We start from the raw sequence: 20,774 nt of genomic DNA on the forward strand, positions 1-20,774 counted from the left end.
GTTCTTCGGCCACCTCGTGGACGAAGTCCGCGACGACGCGGGAAACGTCGGAATCGGCGGGCAGCACCGCCAGTTCACCGTCCCCCCGCGGTTGCCGGAGCCATTCGGCGCGGTCGAGCCCGGCCCGTTCGGCGGCGCGGTCCAGTACCTCCTTCAACCGGAACAGAACCGCGACCTGGTCGAGGATCCCCATTCTCGAGAATCCTTCGACGTCCACCGCGACGACGAGTCCGTAGACGAGCTGATCTTCGTGAATCATGTCCATCCCCTCGGCTGAGCCGATGTCCCTGGGACGATTGAACAGTCGCGAGCGGTTTCCGCACCACGCCCGCGGACACACGAAGACGAACTCGCCCCGGGACACCGGGGAAAGCCGAGGTCCCCGAATTCCGTTTGTTTTCGACCGCCCACGCGGGCACCGGGAGGTGAGACAATGTGAGACAAAGCCGGCCGACGTGGGACACGATGTCAAGATGCCTCTTTCCCGACCCGGGCCATTCGGTGATCTTGACCCGTCCAGGGTTGTGACGCTCACCCAGTTGGCCGATTTACTCCGGCAATGCCGGCTGCGTGCCGGGAATCCGTCACTGCGCGATATCGAGCGGCTCGGCGAGAAACGCGGGCAAACGCTGCCTCGCTCCACGGTGGCCGGCGTCCTCGGCGGCCGGCGCGCGCCACGGCGGGAGCTGCTGCTGGCCCTGCTGGCCGCGTTCGGGATCCCCGACGGGGATTGGGCGGCGTGGACGAGCGCCTGGGAACGGGCGGTCGCCGGCCGTCCGGCGGACGCGGACCTCGTCCCCGTCGCGGAAGAGGGGGAGCCGCCCGACATCTGGCGGTTCCCCGCGGACGATCCGGTGGTCATCACCTGCGGGCGGCTCCCGGAGTCGATGGTCAACAACCTTCCCTCGAGCGACCCGCGGGATCCCGACTACGTCGATCTGCTGACCTACGCCGATCCGGACGCGCTGGTCCACCTGTTCGGCCACATCCGCGCCCTGAACCCGGACAACGACGTGAAGTTCGCGACGACCGGCGAACTGCAGCCCGCCGACTACGCCAGTCACCTGGTGGTGATCGGCGGGTCGGACTTCAACGTGCTGACCCGGGACATGTTCTCCGCGCTGCACCTGCCCGTGAAGATGTCGCCGCGGATCCCGGAGGTGGACTGGCTCGGCCTGGAGGTCGGCAACGGGGAAGGCGCGCAGCGGTTCAGCCCCGTCCTGGGCGACGACTACGGCGATCACATCCTCCACGAGGACGTGATCCTGTTCTTCCGCGGCGTCAACCCGGCCGACCGGCGGCGCACCATCACGATCTGCGCGGGCGTGTACGCCCGCGGCACCCTCGCCGCCGCCCGGTGCCTGACCGATCCGGTGCTCGGACCGGCGAACCAGGCGTACCTGCGGCAGAAGGTCGGGACCAACCTGCACTTCGGGTTCGTCGCGCGGGCGTTCATCATCGACCGGATGGTGGCCACGCCGGACCTCACCGACCCCGGGCACCGGCTCTACGAGTGGATGCGGCCGGAGTGACCTGCGGGCGGGCGCCGGAGCCGCCAGACTGTCCGGGTGCCGGAACTGCCCGAAGTGGAACTCGCCCGCCAGGTCCTCGCCGACGCGCTCGACCGGAAGATCCGGGACGTCGACGACCACGACGACTGGGTCTGCCGGCCGCACGCGCCCGGGGACCTCGCGCGCGCGTTGCGGGGCGGGCGGCTCACCGAAGCGCGCCGGCGGGGCAAAACCCTTTGGTGCGCAACGGAAAACGGCGACGGGCACCCGGGGCCGAACCTCGGCCTGCACCTCGGGATGGCCGGGCAGCTGCGGTTCGGCGGCCGGAGCGGGCCGCCCGGGCCGAAACGCTTCCGCGGTCGCGAAGAGAAGCCCGAATGGTTCCGCTTCGGGATCACCTTCGCCGACGGCGAACAGCTGCGGTTGTTCGACACGCGCCGGCTCGCCCGGGTGCGGCTCGACCCCGACCTCGACGCGCTCGGCCCGGACGCCGGCGAGGTGTCGCGCGCGGAGTTCCGCACGCGCGTCGGCCGGGGACGGGCGCCGGTGAAGGCGCGGCTGCTGGACCAGTCCGTGGTGGCCGGGATCGGGAACCTGCTGGCCGACGAAACCCTCTGGCAGGCGGCGGTGAGCCCGGCCCGCCCGGTGAACGAGCTGGGCGACGACGACCTCACGACCCTCCACAAGGCACTCCGAAAGGCGCTGCGCGCGGCGATCGAGCACGGCGGCGTCCACACGGGCGAGATCATCGGCCACCGCCGCGCCGGCGACCACTGCCCCCGCTGCGGCGCGGAGATGGCGCACGGCACGGTCGGCGGCCGGTCGACCTGGTGGTGCACGAAGGAACAGGCCTAGCGCGGCCCGAGCCCGGTGCGGCCGTCGATCAGCTCGCGGACGACGTCCAGGTGGCCCGCGTGCCGGGCGGTCTCCTCGATCATGTGCAGGACCACCCCGCGCAGGTCGGCGATCTCGTCCCCGAGCGGCGCGGGGTGACGCCCCTTCGGCACCGCGGACAACGGCGTCGCGGCGAAGATCTCGTCGGACCGGCGGCACTGCTCGCGGTAGAACGCGAAGACGACGGCCGCGGACCGGGGCGTCGTCAACGGCTCGTGGTCGTCCGGCCACGCGACCGGGTCCGCGGTCCCGGTGACGATCTCCTGGAACCAGTGCCGCTCGGCGTACCCGAGGTGCTCGACCATGCCGAGCGGGGTCCAGCCGGTCGGCAGGACCGGGGTCGTCAGGACGTCCTCGCCGAGGCCGTCGAGGATCGCCAGGACGCTGCGGCGCTGGGCTCGCAGGAACCAAAGGAGCGTGTTCTTCTCGTCGCCGGCCACGACCGCGGACCCTAGCGGGCGGTGCGCACCCCGGCGGACGGTTTTTGTCGGTGGCACCCGGTAGCGTCGGAGACATGGCAACACTGGTCACCTTCCACGCCCACCCGGACGACGAATGCCTGCGCACCGCCGGGGTGATGGCCAAAGCCGTCGCCGACGGGCACCGCGTCGTGCTCGTCGTCGCCACCCGGGGCGAGGTCGGCGAGGTCCCGGAGGGCTTTCTCGCCGAGGGCGAACAACTGTGGGAGCGGCGCGTGCGGGAGTCGCACGCGGCCGCGGAGATCCTCGGGGTCGAACGCGTCGAGTTCCTCGGCTACCGCGACTCCGGGATGATGGGCGAGCCGACGAACGACGACCCGGGGTGTTTCTGGCAGGCGGACGTCGAAAAGGCGGCCGAGCAGCTGGCGGCGATCCTGCGCGAGGAGTCGGCAGACGTGCTGACGGTCTACGACGACAACGGCGACTACGGCCACCCGGACCACATCCAGGTGCACCGCGTCGGAGTCCGCGCGGCAGAGCTGGCGGGCACGCCCCGAGTGTTCCAGGCGACGTTCAACCGCGAGTTCATGCAGCGCGGCTTCGAAGCGGCGGTGGAGCAGGGGCTGATGCCCCCGGAGGCGGCCCCGAAGCCGCCGGAGAACGTCGAGTTCGGCAAACCGGAGGCCGAGATCACGGCGGCGGTCGACGTGTCGAAGTACGTGGGGGTGAAGAGGGCGGCGATGCGGGCGCACCCGAGTCAGATCAGCGAGGACATGTTCATGCTGGCGATGCCGGAGGACGCGTTCGCGTTCGCTTTCGGCACGGAGTGGTTCATCCGGACGGGGCAGGGGCCGGGGATCACGGAGACGGACTTGATGGGCGGGTTGTAGGGGGCCGGGAGCCAGGAGCCAGGAGCCAGGAGCCAGGAGCCAGGAGCCAGGGAGAGGCTAGCTGGGCGGGGTGCGGCCAACGGGCTTCGCCTCGCAGCCGAGTGCGGTGCATACCGGGCGTCGAGCGCGGTGCCCGGTCAAGCATCCGCCGGCTCCCCGCCGAACCCCCGTCAGTCCAGCGCCGCCGTCACGTCCAGTTCCACCCGCTGGCCCGGGTACCCCAGCTGCGCCACCCCCAGCAGCGTGCTCGCCGAGCTGAACGCCGCCCCGATCTCCGAACCCGTCAACCGATCCCACACCTCCGACAGCTCCGAACGGTCCTCCGTCACCACGTAAATCACCGTCCGGACCACCTCAGCCGGTAACGCTCCCGCGAAGGCCAACGCCGCCGCCGTGTTCGCCACCACCTGGTCGACCTGCGGCAGCAGCCCCTCGGGCACCGCACCGTCCGGCGCCAGCGGGCACTGGCCGGCCAGGTACACCGTCCGGCTCGACACCGCCACCGTCACGTGGTGGTAGCCCGGTGGTGTGTGCAGCCCGGGCGGGTTCTGGCGTTCAATGGTCACCACCGCATCATCGCCGGGCACGCAAGCCGAAAAAGGGAGGGGCACGTGCGCAGGACCATCGACTGGGCCGACGGCGCCGTCGTCATCATCGACCAGACCGCGCTGCCCGGCGAGTACCGGCTGCTGCACCTGCGGACCGTCGATGAGCTCGTCGACGCCATCAAGCGCCTCGCCGTCCGCGGGGCGCCCGCCCTCGGGGCCGCCGGCGCCCTCGGAGTCGCCCTCGCCGCCCGGACCAGCGAGAACGTCCACGCCGATGCCGACCTCATCGCCACCGCGCGCCCCACCGCCGTCAACCTCGCCTGGGGCGTCCGGCGCGCGATGGCGAAACTCCACCAAGGCCCGGACGCCGTCCTCGACGAAGCCCTCGCCCTCCTCGCCGAAGACGAGCAGCTCAACAAGACCGCGTCGAAGCACGCCGCCGAGATCGTGCTCGCCGAATGCGCGCGCCGGCCGTTGCGGCTGCTCAGCCACTGCAACGCCGGGCGGCTCGCCACCGTCGGGTGGGGCAGTGCCCTCGGCGTCGTCTGGCACCTGCACGAACGCGGGCTCGTCGAAGAAGTCCTCGTCGACGAGACGCGCCCGCTGCTCCAAGGCGCCCGGCTGACGGCGTGGGAACTCGCGCAGGCGAACGTCCCCTACCGCGTCCAGCCCGACGGCGCGGCCGCCGCCGCGATGGCGCGCGGGATGGTCGACTGCGTGCTCGTCGGGGCCGACCGGATCGCCGCGAACGGCGACGTCGCCAACAAGATCGGCACCTACGGCCTGGCGATCGCCGCGAGGCACCACGGCGTGCCGTTCGTCGTCGTCGCGCCGTCGTCCACTGTGGACAGGACCCTCGCGACCGGTGCGGGCGTCGCCATCGAAGAACGCGACGCCCGCGAGCTCACCGAGTACGCCGGGATCCGGGTCACCCCGCCGGGCGCGCAGGTCTTCAACCCCGCGTTCGACGTGACCCCCCACGAGCTCATCACGGCCGTGGTCACCGAGCACGGCCGCTTCGCACCCTAGGGACGCGGGCCGATCTCTCGGCCGCCGTCGGTCACCGTGATCGCCATCGCCGGGCACGAGTCCGCCGCGTCGAGCACCGTCTCGTCACCGTCCACGTCCGAGACGACCGTCTGCGCCACCGCGCCGTCGAGGACGAACACCTCGGGCATCAGCGCGGCGCACATCCCCGAACCGATGCAGGTGTGTTCGTCGACTTCCACGTGCCAGCTCATGGTCACCTTCCGAGTCACCAGCCGATGGGCATCGACCGCGGTCCGCGGACGAGCATCTGCGTCTTCCACACGATATCGCCGGCCAGGTGCAGGCCCGGCAGCTCGGTGACCAAAGCGCGCAGTGCCTCCTGCAGCTCGAGCCGGGCCAGCGGCGCGCCCAGGCAGTGGTGGACGCCGTGGCCGAAGCCCAGGTGGTGCTGGTCCCCGCGGTCGAAGCGCAGCTGGTCGGCGTCGTCGAACTGCAGCCGGTCGCGGTTGGCCGCGCCGACCGCCACCAGCACCGGCTCCCCCGCCCGCACGAGCACGCCGCCGACCTCGACGTCTTCGGTGGCGTAGCGCGCGAACCCGGCGCCGGCGCCCAGCGGCACGAACCGCAGCAGCTCCTCGACGGCGGCCGGGATCAGGTCCGGGTCGGCGACCAGCCGCTCCCACTGCCCGGGCTGGTCGAGCAGCGCGTAGACGAAGTTGGGGATCTGGCTCGCGGTGGTCTCGTGCCCGGCGACGAGGATGCCGACGCACAGGTCGACCAGCTCCAGCTCGGTCAGCCGGTCGCGGGTGTCGCGCGCCTCGATCAGCGCCGTCATCAGGTCGTCCTGCGGCTGCGAGCGGTGCTCCGCGATCAGCCCGCGCATGTAGTCACGCAGTTCTTCGCGGTTGCGCTCGAACTCCTCGGGCGTCAGGCCGCTGGTGGACAGCGCGGCGTCGCTCCAGACCCGGAACTTCGGCCGGTCGGCGACCGGGACGCCGAGCAGCTCGCAGATCACCGCGACCGGGATCGGCAGCGCGTACAGGTCGACAAGGTCGGCGGGCGGGCCGGCGGCCTTCATGTCGGCGATCAGGCCGGCCGCCAGCGAGGCGACACGCGGGCGCAGCAGCTCGACACGCCGCATGGTGAACGCCTTCGCCACCAGGGTCCGCAGCCGCGTGTGGTCGGGCGGGTCCATCTGCAGGATGCCGCCCTCACGCTGGACGGGCGAGCGCCGCGGCGCGTCCTTCTCCTTCTCCATCGCCCGCGAGAACCGCCGGTCCCCGAGCACCAGCCGGGCGTCGGCGTAGCGGGTGGCCAGCCACGCCGGCTCCCCGTAGGTCATCTTGACCCGGACCATGCCCTCGGCTTCACGCGCGGCGGCGTAGGCCTCGTTGAGGTCGAGCCCCGCCTCCTCGTTGAAGGGGTACGAGAGCGGCTCGGTGTGGGTGACTGTCATGCGGGAACCCCTCGCTCCGGTTGTAAGCAGCTGCTTACAACGCTACACAGTTTCTCCCCACCTGTCACGGTCCGCCATTGCTTAGTCACGGAGCCCTAGGTTACGGTGACCTAGGTGTGGATCGAGATCCTCTTGCTGTCGAAGCTGGACCGCGAGCCGATGCACGGCTATGAACTGCGCAAGGCCGTGGAGGCGTCGACGGGCCACACCTTGTCGAACAACTCGCTCTACCCGACGCTGCGGCGCTTCGTCGACGCGGGCGCCGTGAGCCGCAGTGCCGAGGAGCAGGAGGCCAAGCCGCCGCGGCACGTCTACACCGTCACCGATGTCGGGCGGGAGCTGCTGCGGGACATGCTCGCGGACTTCCCCGGCGAGCTCGCGCTCAACGAACCGGAGTTCCTGGCCAGGGTCGGGAACTTCGGCCGGCTGAGCCCGGACGAACGCGCCCGCGTGCTCGACGTCCGGAAGCAAGCGCTGCTCGCCGAACAAGCCCGGGTCACCGGGCTCGCCGCCGGGCAGGCCGACCCGTGGAGCCGCGCGGCGCTGCTCCACGTGCTCGGGAAGTTCGACGCCGAGCTGCGCTGGCTCGCCGACCTCGAAACCGAACTGAGGAGAGACGCATGACCACCACCGAAGAGACGCCTCGCCTCCCCTTCGCCCGGGCGAACGCGCTCGCCATCGCGCCGGACTACGAAGCGCTGCGCCGGCAGGCCCCGATCAGCCGGGTGCTCACCCCGGCCGGCGACCCGGCGTGGCTGGTGACGTCGTACGAAGAGGCCAAGGAGATCTTTCGCGACAAGCGGTTCGGCCGTTCGCACCCCGCGCCGGAGCAGGCGTCGCGGATCTCCGGCGCCGCGATCCAGGACGGCCCGAGCGGCGACTTCGAGACCGAAGAAGCCGAGCACAAGCGGATGCGCCGGATGCTCGCGCCCGCGTTCTCCGCGCCCCGCATGCGTGCCCTCGGCGACCGGATCGCCGAGCTGACCGACCGCTGCCTCGACGACCTGCAGGCCGCGCACGACGCCCACCCCGGCGAGCCGGTCGACCTGACCGACTTCCTCGCGTTCCCCCTGCCCGTCCTGGTGATCTGCGAGCTGCTCGGCGTGCCCTACGCCGACCGCGAGAAGTTCCGCGGCCTGTCCGAGCGCATCGCGATGATGAACGGCGGCGAAGACGCCCAGGCGGCCATGACCGAGTTCAAGGCCTACATGACGCAGCTGGCCGACGCGAAGCGCGCGGACCCGCAGCCCGACGTCATCTCCGACATGGTCGCGGTCCAGGCCGACGACCCCACCTTCACCGACGACGACCTCGCGCGGATGGGCGCCGGCCTGCTGTTCGCCGGCCACGAGACGACGTCCACCCGGATCGCGATGGGCACGCTGTTCCTGCTCAGCGACACCGCCCGCCGCGACCGCTTCGCCGCCGACCCCGAGGGCGAGGTCAACCAGACGATCGAGGAGATCCTGCGGCTGACGGCGACCAGCGGCACCGGCCTGCTGCGCTACGCCCACGAGGACGTCGAGGTCGCCGGGACGCGGATCCTGCGCGGCGACGCCGTGCTCATCTCCAGCGACGCGGCCAACCGCGACGCATCGGTGTTCACCGACCCGGACGAGTTCGACCCGGCCCGCACGCCGAACGTCCACTTGGCCTTCGGCACCGGCGCGCACGTCTGCATCGGCGCCAACCTCGCGCGCACCGAGCTGCGGACGGTGTTCCCGAAGCTGTTCTCGCGGTTCCCCGGCCTGCGGCTGGCGGCCGGGATCGACGAGATCCCGGTGCGCGTCAACCGCGTCGCCGGTGGGGTCGACGCCGTTCCCGTGACCTGGTGAGGGGGAGCCGATGAAGATCACCGCGGACACCGAGAGCTGTGTCGCGTCCGGACAGTGCGTGCTGCTCGCGCCGGGGACGTTCGACCAGGACGAGGAAGCCGGCACCGTCGTCCTGCTCGCCGACGAACCGGCGGACGGCGAGGCGGACGCGGTCCGGCAGGCGGAGCTGACCTGCCCGGCCGCCGCGATCCGGCTTTCGGGGTAGCGGGCGGCACGTCCGGTTTGCCGGTTAACCTGCACCGATGACCGCACAGCCGGGCCGCAGGCGGGACGCGGCCGCCACCAGGGCCGCGCTGCTCGACGCCGCGGCCGCGCTCTTCGCCGAACGCGGGTTCGACCGCACGACCGTGCGGGACATCGCGCGGCAGGCCGGGGTCAACCAGGCGCTGCTGTTCCGCTACTTCGGCAGCAAGGACGCGCTGTTCGAGGAGGTCATGGCCCGGGGCGGCCGCGAGCACCTGGCGGCCACCACCCCGGAACAGCTCTTCGGCACCTCGCTGCGGAGCCTGCTCGAGCCGGCGGATTCGGGGCGGCGCAACCCGGCGCTGGAGGCGTACCTGCGCTCGACCGGCAGCGACAACGCGGCGGCCGCGATCCGCCGCGAGGTCGGTGAGGAGTACGCGCGGGCCCTCGCCACGCTGACCGACGCCCCGGACGCCGAGCTGCGCGCGGACCTGGCGCTGGCCTGGCTGCTGGGGATCGGCCTGGTCCGGGAGATCGCCGGCACCGAGCCGCTGGCCAGCGCCGACCCCGAGCACGTGAGCGACCTGGTGCTGACCGCCGTCCGGACGCTGCTGGAGCGCACCGAATAGTCAGGGCAGCGCGCGCCGCAGCAGCTCGGCCAGGTGGACCGGGGTGCGCCCCGATTCCTGGGCGATCTGCGTCCGGCAGCTGAACCCGTCCGACACCACCACGGTTTCCGGAGACGCCGCACGGATCGCCGGGAGCATCCGGTCCTCCGCGACCGCCTTCGACACCTCGTAGTGGCCGCGCTCGAAGCCGAAGTTGCCGGCCAGGCCGCAGCATCCCGAGCCGAGCGTCGTGTTGCGCACTCCGGCCGCCGCCAGCGCCGACTCGTCGGCGCCGAAGCCCAGTACCGCGTGCTGGTGGCAGTGGACCTGCGTGATCGCGTCGACGTCCAGGGCCGCGAACGGGATCGGCGCGCGCTCCAGCAGTTCCGCGAACGTGAACGTCCGGGACGCCAGCACCTCGGCACGCGCATCGCCCGGCAGCAACGCCGGCAGGTCGCCGCGGAACAGGGCCGTGCAGCTCGGCTCCAGCCCGGCCACCTCGTAGCCGTCTTCGAGATACGGCGCGAGGACGTCCAAAGTGCGAGTCAGGACGCGGCGCGCGACGCCGAGCTGGCCCGTCGACACCCACGTCAGTCCACAGCAGACTCCGCGGTCCGGCAGGACGACGTCGTAGCCCGCCGCGGTCAGGACTTCGTGCGCGGCGTCCAGAACGGACGGCGTCAGGTAGTTGTTGAACGAATCCGGCCACAGCACCACCCGACGCTCCCCCGATGCCCGCCGCCGCAGGTCCGCCCGCGACGACGTGAACGGCGCAGGAGCGAAGGTGGGCAGCGCCCGTTCCGGCGCGATCCCGCCGAGCCGTTTCACCAGGCCGGCCAGCCGAGACCGCCCGACGGCGTTGGCCAGCCGAGGCATCCGGGCGCTGAGCCGCAGCCACAGCGGCAGCCAGCCCATCGAGTAGTGCGACGCCGGCCGCAGCCGCCGGCGGTAGTGCTGGTGCAGGAACTCCGCCTTGTACGTCGCCATGTCGACGTCCACCGGGCAGTCCGACAGGCATCCCTTGCAGGACAGGCACAAGTCCAGCGCCTCGTGCACTTCGGACGAACGCCAGCCGTCCGTGATGACCTCGCCGTTGATCATCTCGGCCAGCAGGTGCGCGCGCCCGCGCGTCGAGTGCTGCTCCTCGCGGGTGGCGCGGTAGCTCGGGCACATCACGCCGCCGCCGCTGGTGTTGCGGCACTTGCCCACGCCGACGCAGCGCCGCATCGCCTGGCCGAAACTCCCCCGGTCCTCCGGATAGCCGAGGAAGACACTGTCCTCAAAGGACTTCGAGGTGGCACGGACGCGCAGGTCCGCGTCGACCGGCCGCGGGGCCACCAGGATGCCGGGGTTCATCCGCCCGGCCGGGTCGAAGATCGCCTTGAACCGCCCGAAGAGGTCCATCATCTCCGGGCTGTACATCCGGGACAGCAGCTCGGACCGCGCCTGGCCGTCGCCGTGCTCGCCGGACAGCGAACCACCGTGCGCCGCGACGAGGTCCGCGGCTTCCTCCAGGAACCGCCGGAAGTCCGCTACACCGGGAGCGGACAGCAGATCGAAGTCCAGCCGCAGGTGGAGACAGCCTTCGCCGTAGTGGCCGTAGACGACGCTGCGCCGCCCGTGCGCCCGCATCAGCTCCTTGAACTCGCGCAGGTACGCGCCGAGCCGTTCCGGTGGCACCGCCGCGTCCTCCCAGCCCGGCCAGGCCTCCGAACCGTCGGCGAGCCGGGTCGCGAGCCCCGCGCCCTCCTCGCGGATGCGCCACAGCCCGCGTTGCGCGGCCGGGTCGTCCACGATCGCGAACCCGGTGAGGTCGAGCGACGCCGCCAGCTCGCGAGCCCGCGAAGCCGGGTCGTCGCCGGCCAGCTCGACGAACAGCCACGCCCCGCCCGGCGGCAGGTCGCCCGCGCGGCCCGGCAGCATCGCGACGAGCTCGGCGTCGACGCCCTCGACGGTCAGCGGCGACCACGGCAGGATCGACGGCACGGCGTCGGCCGCGGCGATGTCGGACGGGAAGCCCAGCACCGCCAGCACCCGGCGCGCCGGCAGCTCGGCCAGCTCGACGGTCGCTTCGAGGATCGTGACGCAGGTTCCTTCCGAGCCGACGAGCGCCTTCGCGACGTCGAACCCGTTCTCCGGCAACAGGTGTTCGAGCCCGTAGCCGGACACGCGCCGTGGCCACGTCGAAAGTTCCTTGCGCAGCAACGCCAGGTTGTCCCGCACGAGCGCACGCAGCTCGTCGAAGATCGGGCCTTCGGCGGGCTCGTCGCGGCCCACCCGCAGCCGGGTGCCGTCGTAGAGCAGGACGTCGAGCGAGCGGACCACGTCGACCGTGCGCCCCCACGCCACCGAGTGCGACCCGCACGCGTTGTTGCCGATCATCCCGCCGAGCGTGCAGCGGCTGTGCGTCGACGGGTCCGGGCCGAACCGCAGCCCGTGCGGTGCGGCGACCGCCTGCAGGTCGTCGAGCACGGTCCCGGGCAGCACCCGCGCGAGCCGGGTTTCCGGGTCCAGCGAGAGCACCCCGCCGACGTGGCGCGAGGTGTCGATCACCAGGCCCGGCCCGCACGCGTTCCCGGCGACGCTCGTGCCGCCGCCGCGCGCGATCACCGGCAGGTCCCGGGCGCGTGCCTCGGCGACCGCGGCGATCACGTCGTCGACGGACTCCGGCAGCACGACGCCGCGCGGCACGTGGCGGTAGTTGGAGGCGTCGGTCGTGTACAGCGCGAGCGTGGCGGCGTCGGTGAGGATCTCCACGCCCCCATTCAAGTCGACGGACGGCGTCCGTACCTCTCCAGCCGGGTATGTCCGAAACCACACCCCGTGTGCCATCGTGATCGCGTGACGGCAAAGGAGCACGTCGCCGAGTACAGCGCGGTGCTGGGCGAGCTGCTGCGCGAGCGCGAAAAGCTGCTCGGCACCCTCGACCGGGTCGCCGCGCTGCACGGGACCGCGCGCCTGATCCGGGAGACGGTCGGCGCGAAGGCCGGGTTCGTCGGCGAGCTCACCGAGCCGGGGCGGGCCGTGATCCGCTGGATGTCGGGCAACCGCACCGACGCGCTGCAGGACCTCGAGGTGCAGACCGGGTACGGCGTCGGCGGCCGGGTGCTGGCGCTGGGCCGGCCGGTCCGGGTCAGCGACTACGTCAGCTCGCCGACCATCACCCACCACTTCGACGCCCAGGTGCGCGGCGAGGGCCTGGCCGCGCTGCTCGCGGTCCCGATCGTCGCGCGCGGCGAGACCGTCGCCATCGCGTACGCCGCCATGCGCGAGCCCGCCGACTTCGGCGACGACGCCGTCCGGCGGATGGAAGAGGTCGCCCGCCAGGCCGGGACGGCGTTGCACCTGGCGAAGGTCGCCGAGACCGACCGCACGGCCGCGGTGGCCGGCGAACGCCTGCGGATGCAGAGCGCGCTGCACGATTCGGTCGGCGCACTGCTGTTCTCCATCGGCGTCCAGGTGCGCGACCTGCACGAGGACGTCCGCGAACACCCCGGCCTGGACGCGCGCCTGCGGCGGCTGGAGGGCGACGTCTCGGCGGCGGCCGGGGCGCTGCGGGAGTCGCTGCTGGCGCTGTCGGAGTCCAGCCCGGAGCGGGCGCTGCCGGTCGAGCTGGCCGAGCACTGCCGCTCGTTCCAGGCACGCTGCGGCGTCCCGGCCCGGTTCGTGCAGCTCGCGGCGGTGCCGCCGCTGGACGCCGAACGGACCGCGCTGCTGGTCGCCGCGGTCCGCGAAGGGCTGCTCAACGTCGAGAAGCACGCCCGGGCGTCGTCGGTGATCGTCAGCCTCCTGCCCAGCGAAGACGGGGTCCAGGTGGTCGTCGCGGACGACGGCACCGGCGCGGCGGCCGTCCCCGGCACGGGCGTGGGCCTGCGGACGCTGACCGGGCGCGCCCTGCGCCTGGGCGGCCGCGTCAGCCTGGTCCGGGACGACGACGACGGCTGCACCCTGCGCGCGTGGGTGCCGCTGGTGCGGCCGTGACCCCCACGACGCCCGCGACCGTGTTCGTCGTCGACGACCACCCGGTGGTCCGCGACGGCGTGACGCTGCTGCTGCGCTCGGACCCCTGCCTGAGCGTGGTCGGTTCCGCGGAGTCCGGGCGGCTGGCGATCGAGCGGGTGGCGGCGCTGGCCCCGGACCTGATCCTGCTCGACCTGCGCCTGCCGGACATGCTCGCGCCGGAGGTCGTCACCGAGCTGCGGCACGTGCACCCGGACGGGAAGATCGTGGTGTTCACCGCCCACGGCGACCACCAGGGCGTGCTGGCCGCGCTGGAGTCGGGGGCGCACGGCTGCCTGCTCAAGGACGCGGCGGGCGCGCAGCTGGTGACCGAGCTGCGGCGGGTGCTGCGCGGCGAGCGCGTCGTCGACCCGCGGATCCTGCCCGACGCCGGGCACCGGTCGGACGCGCTGGCCCGCAGCGGCCTGACCCGCCGCGAGTACGAGGTCCTGCGGCTGGCCGCGCAGGGGCAGACGAACCCGGAGATCGCCGAGTCGACGGGGCTGGCGCGCAACACCGTGAAGACGTACCTGCAGTCGGCGCTGCACAAGCTGGGCGCGCGCAACCGCGTCGAGGCCATCGGCAAGGCCAGCGAAGCCGGGCTGCTGTGAGATCGTCACCCGGGTGACGATCGACCTGCACGCGCACAGCACGGCCTCCGACGGGACGACACCGCCCGCCGAGCTGCCGCGCCTGGCCGCCGAGGCCGGGCTGACGGTGCTCGCCCTGACCGACCACGACACCTTCGCGGGCCTGGCGGCAGCTTCCGCGGCCGCGGACCTCGAACTCGTCCCCGGCGTCGAGACCTCCTGCCGGCTCGACGACGCGGAGGTGCACCTGCTCGGCCTGTTCGTCGACCCGGGGTACGAGCCCCTGGCAGCCGAGCTGGAGCTGATCCGCACCGACCGCACCCGTCGCGCGGTGCGGATGATCGAGCGGTGCCGGGAACTGGGCGCGCCGATCACGTTGGCGCAGGTCGAAACGATCGCCGCGGGTGCGCCGCTCGGCCGCCCGCACATCGCCGCGGCGCTGACCGCCGTGGGCGTGACCGACGCCTTCACGGCGAACTGGATCGCCGACGGCGGCCGGGCGGACGTGCCCAAGCACGTTCTGTCCACTGTGGACGCGATCGGGCTGGTCCGGGCGGCCGGGGGTGCGGCGGTACTGGCGCACCCGCGGTCGGTGAAGCGCCGGGCCGAGGTGTCGGACGCGCAGCTGGCCGTGCTGGGTGCAGCCGGGCTGACGGGAATCGAAGTCGATCACCCCGAGCAGCCGCCGGAGGTCCGGGCACGGCTGCGCGAGGTGGCCGCGGAGCTGGGCTTGCTCGCGACGGGGTCCAGCGACTTCCACGGCGACCGCAAGCCCGTCCGCCTCGGCGAGTGCACGACCTCGCCCGAGGTGTTCGCGGCGTTGCGAACGGCGGCCGTGTCCGTTTCGTAGCCGGTTACCTCTCCACGTGGGGGTGGCCGAGGACTCGGCCCCACCGCAGGATGGCCGCCACCGACCGTGACTCACGTCACACGAGTGGAGGAGGCGTCTTGCGTCCTGGAGTGAGTCCGTGCTGACCGTGCGTGGTCTGCGCGTGCGGTACGGCCGGTCGACGGCCGCCCTGCACGGCGTCGACCTCGACGTCTCCGCCGACGGCGTCCTCGCCGTGCTCGGCAGCAACGGCGCCGGGAAGTCCACCCTGCTGCGGGCCCTCTCCGGCACCCTCCGCATGCACCGGGGCGCGATCGAAGCCGGCGAGATCCGCTACGCCGGCCACGCGCTCGGCAAGCTCGACCCGGCCCGGATCGTCCGGCTCGGCGTCGTCGGCGTGCCCGAGGGACGGCAGGTCTTCGCGCGGATGACCGTCGAGGAGAACCTGCGCGCCGGCGGCATCGGGGCGCGCACGGCGGCCGACCGGGACACCGCCCGCAAGCGCGTCGACCAGCTGTTCCCCGTGCTCACCGAACGCGCCAAGCAGCGCGCCGGCCTGCTGTCCGGCGGTGAGCAGCAGATGCTGGCCATCGGCCGGGCGCTGATGTCCGCGCCGCGGCTGCTGCTGCTCGACGAGCCGTCGCTGGGACTGGCGCCGAAGATCGTCGGGCAGATCGCGCGGACCATCCGCGAGATCCACGAGCAGGGCACCGCGGTGGTGCTGGTCGAGCAGAACGCCGTGATGGCGCTCGGCGTCGCCGACCACGCCGTCGTGCTGGAGGTCGGCCGGGTGGCGCTCGCCGGGACCGCCGCCGAGCTGTCCGCCAGCCAGGACGTCCAGCGGCTGTACCTCGGCGGGCACGCCGAGTCGCAGGAGACCGCCGACGCCGAAGCGGAGACCGCGCGCGAACGCCTCGCGGGCCGGACCTTGTCGAGGTGGGCCGGATGACACCACCGGAACTGCGTGTCGAGGGCGTTTCGCTGCGGTTCGGCGGGATCCGCGCCCTCGACTGCGTCTCGTTCACCGTCGCCCCCGGCTCGCTGCACGCGCTGATCGGGCCGAACGGGGCCGGGAAGTCCAGCTGCTTCAACGTGATCAGCGGGCTCTACCGGGCCGACGACGGCCACGTGCGGCTCGGCGGCACCGAGCTCACCGGGCTCGCGCCGCACAAGCTGGCCGGGCTCGGCGTCGGCCGGTCGTTCCAGAACGCCGCGCTCTCGGCCGGCTCCACGGTGCTGGACAACGTCCTGCTCGGCCGCCACGCCCTGACCCGCGGCGGGTTCCTCGAAGTCGGGCTGCGGCTGCCGTGGACCGTCCGCGCCGAACGCCGGCACGCCGAACGCGCCCGCGAGATCTGCGCGTTCCTCGGCCTCGGCGCGGTCGTCGACGCACCCGTAGGCGCGCTGCCCTACGGCGTCGTCAAGCGCGTCGACCTCGCCCGCGCGCTCGCCGTCGAGCCGGTGCTCCTGCTGCTCGACGAGCCCGCGGCCGGGATGAACGCGGCCGAGACGGCGGAGCTGGCCGGGACGATCAGCGGGATCCGCGCCGAGCTGGGCATCTCGATCCTGCTCGTCGAGCACGACATGGGCCTGGTGATGGACATCGCCGACCGGGTCACGGTGCTCGACTTCGGCCGCCGCATCGCCGACGGCACCCCGGCGCAGGTCCAGGCCGACCCGGACGTCATCAAGGCCTACCTGGGCACGGAGGCGGCGTGAACACATTCCTGCAGCTCACGGTGAACGGCCTCGGCAAGGGCGCGGTGTTCGCGTTGCTCGCGCTGGGGTTCGTCATCATCTTCAAGGCCACCGAGGTGGTCAACTTCGCGCACGGCTCGCTCGTGCTCTTCGGCGGCTACCTCGTCGTGGTGACGCGGGACGCGCTGGGCTGGGTGGGCGCGTCCCTGGTCGGCATCGTCTCGGCCGGGCTGCTCGGCCTGGCCGTGGAACGGCTGCTGCTGTCGCGCTCCCGGCACGCCGACGCCAACAGCCTGGCCCTGCTCACCATCGGCGTCGACGTGATCGTCACCGAGGAGATCGTGCGCCGCCTCGGGGTCACGCTGCCCTTCCTCGGCGGCGCGTGGGACGCGCAGCCGTTCCAGCTCGGCGGGATCACGCTGTTCCGCACGCACCTGGTCGCCCTCGGCGTGGCCGCGGTGCTCATCACGGCGTTCTGGCTCGCCTTCAAGTACTCGAACTGGGGCGTCGCGATGCGGGCGCAGGCGGAGAACCGCGAAGCCGCCGCGCTGATGGGCATCCGCAGCTCCCGCGTCACCGCGACGGCGTGGCTGGTCGCCGGGCTGCTGGCCGGGGTCGCCGTGCTGTTCATCGCGACGCAGGACTTCTCCGGCGCCGGGCTCTCGCGCGGGACGCACTCGATCGCGCTGGCCGCCTTCCCCGCGGCGATCCTCGGCGGCCTCGACTCGACGGCGGGCGCGGTGGTCGGCGGCCTGGTCGTGGGCATCGTGGAAGCGCTCTCCGCGCAGTACGTCTCGTTCGACTTCTCGAAGAGCGCGGTGTTCCTCGTGATGCTGGTGGTCCTGGTGGTGCGGCCCTCGGGGCTGTTCGGCACGAGGGAGCGAACCCGTGTCTGACCGTGCCGTGTCCGAAGTGGACAGCCCGCCCGCGGCAGGCGAGCCGCCGGTGAAGCCGCGGCGCGACCCGGCGAAGCTCGTGCGCCCGGTCGCGTGGCTCGCGCTGCTGGTCGTCCTGCTCGCCCTGCCGCTCTACCTCGACGCGGCCTGGCTCAAGGCCGGGCAGTACATGATGATCGGCGGGGTCGGCGCGATCGGGCTGACGCTGGTGGTCGGGCAGGCCGGGCAGCTTTCCCTGGCCCACGCGTTCTTCCTGCTCGCCGGCGGCACGGCCTACACCGTGCTCTCGGGGCCGGCCGGCGACGACCGCGTCATCGGGTTCGGCCTCGACCCCGGCCTGTCGCTGGTCGGCGCGGTCGTCGTCTCGGCGCTGCTGGGCCTCGCCTTCGCGCCGGTGGCCGGGCGGCTGCGCGGGATCTACCTCGGCGTCGCGTCCCTGGCCCTGGTGTTCCTGGGGCTCTACTTCGGACAGTCGGCCGAGGAGCTCACCGGCGGGACGTCGACCGGGCGCGCGCCCACGCCGTTCTCGCTGTTCGGCTTCCCCTTCACCGACGACGGTCCCGAAATCACCCTGCTCGGCGTGCCGATCCGGCAGGCCGAACGCACGTGGTACCTGTTCCTGCTGCTCACCGCGCTGGCGTTCGTGATCGCGCGCGGTGCCGTCGCCGGCCGGCCCGGCCGGTCGTGGCGGGCGGTGCGCGACAACGAAGCCGCGGCCGCGGTGATGGGCGTCAGCGTGCTGCGCGCCAAGGCGGGCGCGTTCGCCGTCTCGTCGGCCTACGGCGGGCTCGCCGGCGCGATGACCGTGCTGTGGTTCGACATCCTCAAGCCGGACGAGAGCGAGTTCGGCACGTACGGCATCAACGTGTCCATCGCCTACCTCGCGATGGTCATCATCGGCGGGCTCGGCTCGGTCCCCGGCGCCCTGGTCGGCGCGCTGATCGTCAACGGCCTGCCGCAGGTGCTCGCGCTGTACTCGGCGGACCTGGGCTGGTTCTCCGGCACCGGCGACGGCGCGCTGACCCCGATCCTGGTCAGCTCGTTCGTCTACGGCGCCGCGATCATCCTCGTCGTGCTGTTCGAGCCGGGCGGGCTCGCCGCGATCGGCCGCCGGCTCACCCGGAGAAGCTTTCGCCGTCGAACCCCGGAGGAAAAATGAAACGCACACACCTGGCGGCGGCGCTGGTGGCCGTCCTCGCGCTCTCGGCGTGCAGCACGAAAGCGGGCGACGCGGGCTCGTCGGGCCCGGACAGCTCCGGCGTCAAGACCGGCAAGGGGGTGACCGCCACCGACGTGACGCTCGGCGTGATGACCGACAAGTCCGGCGTCTTCAAGAACCTCGGCCTCGGCGTCACGCAGGGCAACGAGCTGTGGGCCAAGGACTTCAACGCCGCCGGGGGCGTCTGCGGCCGGCAGGTGAAGCTCGAAGAGGTCGACCACGGCTACAAGGCCGACACGGCCAAGACGCTGTACCCGCAGATCGAGCCGAAGGTGCTCGGGTTCGTGCAGCTGCTCGGCTCGCCGGTGGTGGCCGCGCTGAAGCAGAACCTGGCCTCGGACAAGACCGTCGCCGCGCCCGCGTCGTGGTCCTCGGAGCTGCTGGACAACCCGTACGTGATGATCGTCGGCACCACCTACGACCTGGAGATCATCGACGGGCTGGCCTACCTGCAGGAGCAGGGGCAGCTCAAGGACGGCGACACGATCGCGCACGTCTACATCGACGGCGAGTACGGCAAGAACGGCCTGCGCGGCTCGCAGTTCTACGCGAAGAAGCACAACCTGACGGTCAAGGAAGTGAAGATCACCTCGACCGACAGCGACCTGACGAACGTCGTCACCGGGCTCAAGGGCGCCGGGGTGAAGCTGATCGCGCTGACCACCACGCCCGCCCAGACCGGGTCCGCGGTCGCGGCGAACAAGGCGCTCGGGCTGAACGTGCCGGTGCTGGGCAACAACCCGACGTTCGACCCGGCGCTGCTGAAGAGCCCGGCGGCGAGCGCGCTGGACAAGCTGACCATCGTCGCGAGCAGTGTCCCGTTCTCGGCGGACCTCCCGAAGGCCAAGGACGTCGCGGCGAAGTACAAGGCCGCGTACAAGGAAACGCCCAACGGCGGGGTCCCCTACGGCTACGCGGTCGGCGAGGTCTGGGGCGCGGTGCTGAAGAAGGCCTGCGACAACAAGGACCTCACCCGCGAAGGCATCGCCGCGGCGCTGAAGCAGACGACGTCGGCGAGCACCGACGACCTGGTCGCGGCGCTCGACTTCTCCAAGCCGGGGACGCCGGCGACGCGCCAGGTCTACGCGGCGACCCCGGACGCCACCGCCGAGGGCGGCGTCCGGTACGTCAAGCCGCTGTTCGAAGCGCCCGAGGCTAAGGAGTACGTGGCGCCGCACCAGAAGTGAGCCGCCGCTCGGCCAGCGCGGCCGCCTCCCGCAGCGGGGTGGTCGCGTTGGCCTTCGCGGCTTCCAGGAGGTCCGTGACGGTCTTCTCGATCGTCTCGACCCGGGCCAGCGCGGCCTCGTGGTCCAGGCCTTCGGCTTCGCGCGAGAGCGTGTAGAGGATCCCGCCCGCGCTCGCGACGTAGTCCGGCACCCACAGGACACCGCGGGCGGCGAGGTCGTCCGCGACGGCGTCCTCGGTGAGCTGGTTGTTGGCCGGGCCGACGACCAGCGGCGTGTCGAGCCGGGCCACGGTCTCGGGGCTCAGCACCCCGCCGACCGCGGCCGGGATGACGACGTCGGCCGTCAGGGTGAGCGCCTTCTCGGGCTCGACCCAGCCCAAGCCGCCTCGTTCGGCGTCGGCGCGCTTCGCCGGGTCGATGTCGGAGACGACGACGTCGGCGCCGGCCTGCCGGAGGCTCGCGGCCAGGTGCGCGCCGACCGAGCCGTAGCCGCTGATCACCACCCGCCGGCCCGTCACGTCCGGCGAGCCGAGCGCGCCCCGCAGCGCGGCCAGCACGCCGGCGGCCGTCGGGCCGCTGGAGGAGCCGGTGCCGCCCGCGGACTCGGGCGTGCAGAACGCGAACGCCGAGACCTCGCGCAGCACCAGCATGTCGGCCGGGCCGGTGCCGACGTCCGGGCCGGCCAGGTAGCCGCCGCCGAACTCGGCGACCAGGTCGGCGTGGTCGAGCAGGACGTCCCGGCGTTCGGCCGGCGAGAGGGCGCGGCCGGGCTCCAGCGCGATGACGCTCTTGCCGCCGCCGAACGCGAGCCCCGCGACGGCGCACTTCGCCGTCATCGCGGCCGACAGGCGGAGGACGTCGTCGACGGCCTCGGTCAGGCCGGCGTACGGCTTCAGGCGGCAGCCGCCGACGGCCGGGCCGAGGGCGCTCGAGTGGATCGCGACCATCGTGGTGACGCCGGATCGACGGCCACGCCGCGCGACGAGCTGTTCATGTGCGGTCATACCGACCGAAGTTAGGGTG

The 20,774-nt window shown here is 72.6% G+C and carries 22 protein-coding genes; 16 read left to right on the forward strand and 6 right to left on the reverse strand.

The annotated features are described in order from the left end of the window. Positions 1–539 precede the first annotated feature (539 nt). Positions 540–1,532 carry an XRE family transcriptional regulator gene (locus QSK39_RS00570; RefSeq protein ID WP_285475687.1) on the forward strand — a complete coding sequence of 331 codons (993 nt, stop codon included), beginning with the start codon at positions 540–542 and terminating at the stop codon, positions 1,530–1,532. A 36-nt stretch (positions 1,533–1,568) separates the two neighbouring features. Then, positions 1,569–2,366, forward strand: coding sequence for an Fpg/Nei family DNA glycosylase (locus QSK39_RS00575; RefSeq protein WP_285475688.1), 798 nt, complete (start codon positions 1,569–1,571; stop codon positions 2,364–2,366). On the opposite strand, the gene QSK39_RS00580 is transcribed toward QSK39_RS00575, so the two are convergent. Further along, entirely contained in the window at positions 2,363–2,845 is a 483-nt protein-coding gene (locus QSK39_RS00580; protein WP_285475689.1) for a DinB family protein, read from the reverse strand. The genes QSK39_RS00575 and QSK39_RS00580 overlap by 4 nt on opposite strands. A 74-nt stretch (positions 2,846–2,919) precedes the next feature. Between QSK39_RS00580 and QSK39_RS00585 the strand changes: the two genes are divergently transcribed. Next, positions 2,920–3,714 carry a PIG-L family deacetylase gene (locus tag QSK39_RS00585; RefSeq protein WP_285475690.1) on the forward strand — a complete coding sequence of 265 codons (795 nt, stop codon included), beginning with the start codon at positions 2,920–2,922 and terminating at the stop codon, positions 3,712–3,714. 170 nt (positions 3,715–3,884) lie between these two features. Here the strand turns inward: QSK39_RS00585 and QSK39_RS00590 are convergent, their stop codons facing one another. Beyond that, positions 3,885–4,280 carry a RidA family protein gene (locus tag QSK39_RS00590; protein ID WP_285475691.1) on the reverse strand — a complete coding sequence of 132 codons (396 nt, stop codon included), beginning with the start codon at positions 4,278–4,280 and terminating at the stop codon, positions 3,885–3,887. A gap of 45 nt (positions 4,281–4,325) precedes the next feature. Here QSK39_RS00590 and mtnA point away from each other — a divergent pair, with 45 nt between their 5' ends. Next, positions 4,326–5,291, forward strand: coding sequence for an S-methyl-5-thioribose-1-phosphate isomerase (mtnA, locus tag QSK39_RS00595; protein ID WP_285475692.1), 966 nt, complete (start codon positions 4,326–4,328; stop codon positions 5,289–5,291). Here mtnA and QSK39_RS00600 read toward each other — a convergent pair. Both QSK39_RS00600 and QSK39_RS00605 read right to left on the reverse strand, forming a co-directional pair. After that, a complete protein-coding gene (locus QSK39_RS00600) occupies positions 5,288–5,503 on the reverse strand; it encodes a ferredoxin (protein WP_285475693.1) in 216 nt (71 codons plus the stop codon). The genes mtnA and QSK39_RS00600 overlap by 4 nt on opposite strands. A 14-nt stretch (positions 5,504–5,517) precedes the next feature. Next, on the reverse strand, positions 5,518–6,708 hold the full coding sequence (locus tag QSK39_RS00605) for a cytochrome P450 (protein WP_284749199.1): 1,191 nt from the start codon (positions 6,706–6,708) through the stop codon (positions 5,518–5,520). 114 nt (positions 6,709–6,822) lie between these two features. Between QSK39_RS00605 and QSK39_RS00610 the strand changes: the two genes are divergently transcribed. Genes QSK39_RS00610 through QSK39_RS00625 form a run of 4 tightly spaced genes read left to right on the forward strand, consistent with a single transcriptional unit; the run spans position 6,823 to position 9,355 of the window. Then, on the forward strand, positions 6,823–7,332 hold the full coding sequence (locus QSK39_RS00610) for a PadR family transcriptional regulator (protein ID WP_285475694.1): 510 nt from the start codon (positions 6,823–6,825) through the stop codon (positions 7,330–7,332). Next, on the forward strand, positions 7,329–8,543 hold the full coding sequence (locus QSK39_RS00615; RefSeq protein ID WP_285475695.1) for a cytochrome P450: 1,215 nt from the start codon (positions 7,329–7,331) through the stop codon (positions 8,541–8,543). The genes QSK39_RS00610 and QSK39_RS00615 overlap by 4 nt, the downstream gene beginning before the upstream one ends. Positions 8,544–8,553: 10 nt before the next feature. Beyond that, complete coding sequence (locus tag QSK39_RS00620; protein ID WP_285475696.1) at positions 8,554–8,748, forward strand: ferredoxin; 195 nt, start codon at positions 8,554–8,556, stop codon at positions 8,746–8,748. A 37-nt stretch (positions 8,749–8,785) separates the two neighbouring features. Then, a complete protein-coding gene (locus QSK39_RS00625) occupies positions 8,786–9,355 on the forward strand; it encodes a TetR/AcrR family transcriptional regulator (RefSeq protein ID WP_285475697.1) in 570 nt (189 codons plus the stop codon). Here the strand turns inward: QSK39_RS00625 and QSK39_RS00630 are convergent, their stop codons facing one another. Beyond that, positions 9,356–12,091 (reverse strand): FAD-binding and (Fe-S)-binding domain-containing protein, encoded by a 2,736-nt coding sequence (locus tag QSK39_RS00630; protein ID WP_285475698.1) that lies wholly within the window; start codon positions 12,089–12,091, stop codon positions 9,356–9,358. An 84-nt stretch (positions 12,092–12,175) separates the two neighbouring features. On the opposite strand from QSK39_RS00630, the gene QSK39_RS00635 reads away from it, so the two are divergent. From QSK39_RS00635 to QSK39_RS00670, 8 genes are all read left to right on the forward strand, one after another. Further along, positions 12,176–13,315, forward strand: coding sequence for a GAF domain-containing sensor histidine kinase (locus QSK39_RS00635; protein ID WP_285475699.1), 1,140 nt, complete (start codon positions 12,176–12,178; stop codon positions 13,313–13,315). Beyond that, the gene (locus tag QSK39_RS00640; protein WP_285475700.1) at positions 13,312–13,944 is read left to right on the forward strand and encodes a response regulator; all 633 of its coding nucleotides are present in this window, start codon (positions 13,312–13,314) and stop codon (positions 13,942–13,944) included. The genes QSK39_RS00635 and QSK39_RS00640 overlap by 4 nt, the downstream gene beginning before the upstream one ends. Positions 13,945–13,957: 13 nt before the next feature. After that, entirely contained in the window at positions 13,958–14,773 is an 816-nt protein-coding gene (locus QSK39_RS00645; protein WP_285475701.1) for a PHP domain-containing protein, read from the forward strand. Between the two features lie 118 nt (positions 14,774–14,891). Further along, positions 14,892–15,701 (forward strand): ABC transporter ATP-binding protein, encoded by an 810-nt coding sequence (locus tag QSK39_RS00650; protein WP_285475702.1) that lies wholly within the window; start codon positions 14,892–14,894, stop codon positions 15,699–15,701. Continuing rightward, positions 15,698–16,471: an ABC transporter ATP-binding protein gene (locus tag QSK39_RS00655; protein WP_285475703.1), complete on the forward strand. Its 774-nt coding sequence runs from the start codon at positions 15,698–15,700 to the stop codon at positions 16,469–16,471. The genes QSK39_RS00650 and QSK39_RS00655 overlap by 4 nt, the downstream gene beginning before the upstream one ends. Next, entirely contained in the window at positions 16,468–17,346 is an 879-nt protein-coding gene (locus QSK39_RS00660; protein ID WP_285475704.1) for a branched-chain amino acid ABC transporter permease, read from the forward strand. Before QSK39_RS00655 ends, QSK39_RS00660 begins: the two co-directional genes overlap by 4 nt. Next, positions 17,339–18,505 carry a branched-chain amino acid ABC transporter permease gene (locus QSK39_RS00665; RefSeq protein ID WP_502873228.1) on the forward strand — a complete coding sequence of 389 codons (1,167 nt, stop codon included), beginning with the start codon at positions 17,339–17,341 and terminating at the stop codon, positions 18,503–18,505. The genes QSK39_RS00660 and QSK39_RS00665 overlap by 8 nt, the downstream gene beginning before the upstream one ends. Then, positions 18,502–19,752 carry an ABC transporter substrate-binding protein gene (locus QSK39_RS00670; protein WP_285475705.1) on the forward strand — a complete coding sequence of 417 codons (1,251 nt, stop codon included), beginning with the start codon at positions 18,502–18,504 and terminating at the stop codon, positions 19,750–19,752. Before QSK39_RS00665 ends, QSK39_RS00670 begins: the two co-directional genes overlap by 4 nt. Here the strand turns inward: QSK39_RS00670 and QSK39_RS00675 are convergent. Then, positions 19,721–20,755 carry a Glu/Leu/Phe/Val dehydrogenase dimerization domain-containing protein gene (locus QSK39_RS00675; protein ID WP_285475706.1) on the reverse strand — a complete coding sequence of 345 codons (1,035 nt, stop codon included), beginning with the start codon at positions 20,753–20,755 and terminating at the stop codon, positions 19,721–19,723. The genes QSK39_RS00670 and QSK39_RS00675 overlap by 32 nt on opposite strands. Positions 20,756–20,774: the final 19 nt, after the last annotated feature.

Origin of the sequence: Amycolatopsis sp. NBRC 101858 (genome assembly GCF_030269325.1) — a bacterium.
In the GTDB taxonomy this organism is placed as follows: domain Bacteria; phylum Actinomycetota; class Actinomycetes; order Mycobacteriales; family Pseudonocardiaceae; genus Amycolatopsis; species Amycolatopsis ponsaeliensis.

Excerpts from the sequence above, each read along its gene's own strand:
- QSK39_RS00585 (WP_285475690.1), top strand. The coding sequence starts at position 2,920 with ATGGCAACACTGGTCACCTTCCACGCCCACCCGGACGACGAATGCCTG.
- QSK39_RS00670 (WP_285475705.1), top strand. The coding sequence starts at position 18,502 with ATGAAACGCACACACCTGGCGGCGGCGCTGGTGGCCGTCCTCGCGCTC.
- QSK39_RS00655 (WP_285475703.1), top strand. The coding sequence starts at position 15,698 with ATGACACCACCGGAACTGCGTGTCGAGGGCGTTTCGCTGCGGTTCGGC.
- QSK39_RS00625 (WP_285475697.1), top strand. The coding sequence starts at position 8,786 with ATGACCGCACAGCCGGGCCGCAGGCGGGACGCGGCCGCCACCAGGGCC.
- QSK39_RS00615 (WP_285475695.1), top strand. The coding sequence starts at position 7,329 with ATGACCACCACCGAAGAGACGCCTCGCCTCCCCTTCGCCCGGGCGAAC.
- QSK39_RS00600 (WP_285475693.1), bottom strand. The coding sequence starts at position 5,503 with ATGAGCTGGCACGTGGAAGTCGACGAACACACCTGCATCGGTTCGGGG.
- QSK39_RS00675 (WP_285475706.1), bottom strand. The coding sequence starts at position 20,755 with ATGACCGCACATGAACAGCTCGTCGCGCGGCGTGGCCGTCGATCCGGC.
- QSK39_RS00620 (WP_285475696.1), top strand. The coding sequence starts at position 8,554 with ATGAAGATCACCGCGGACACCGAGAGCTGTGTCGCGTCCGGACAGTGC.
- QSK39_RS00605 (WP_284749199.1), bottom strand. The coding sequence starts at position 6,708 with ATGACAGTCACCCACACCGAGCCGCTCTCGTACCCCTTCAACGAGGAG.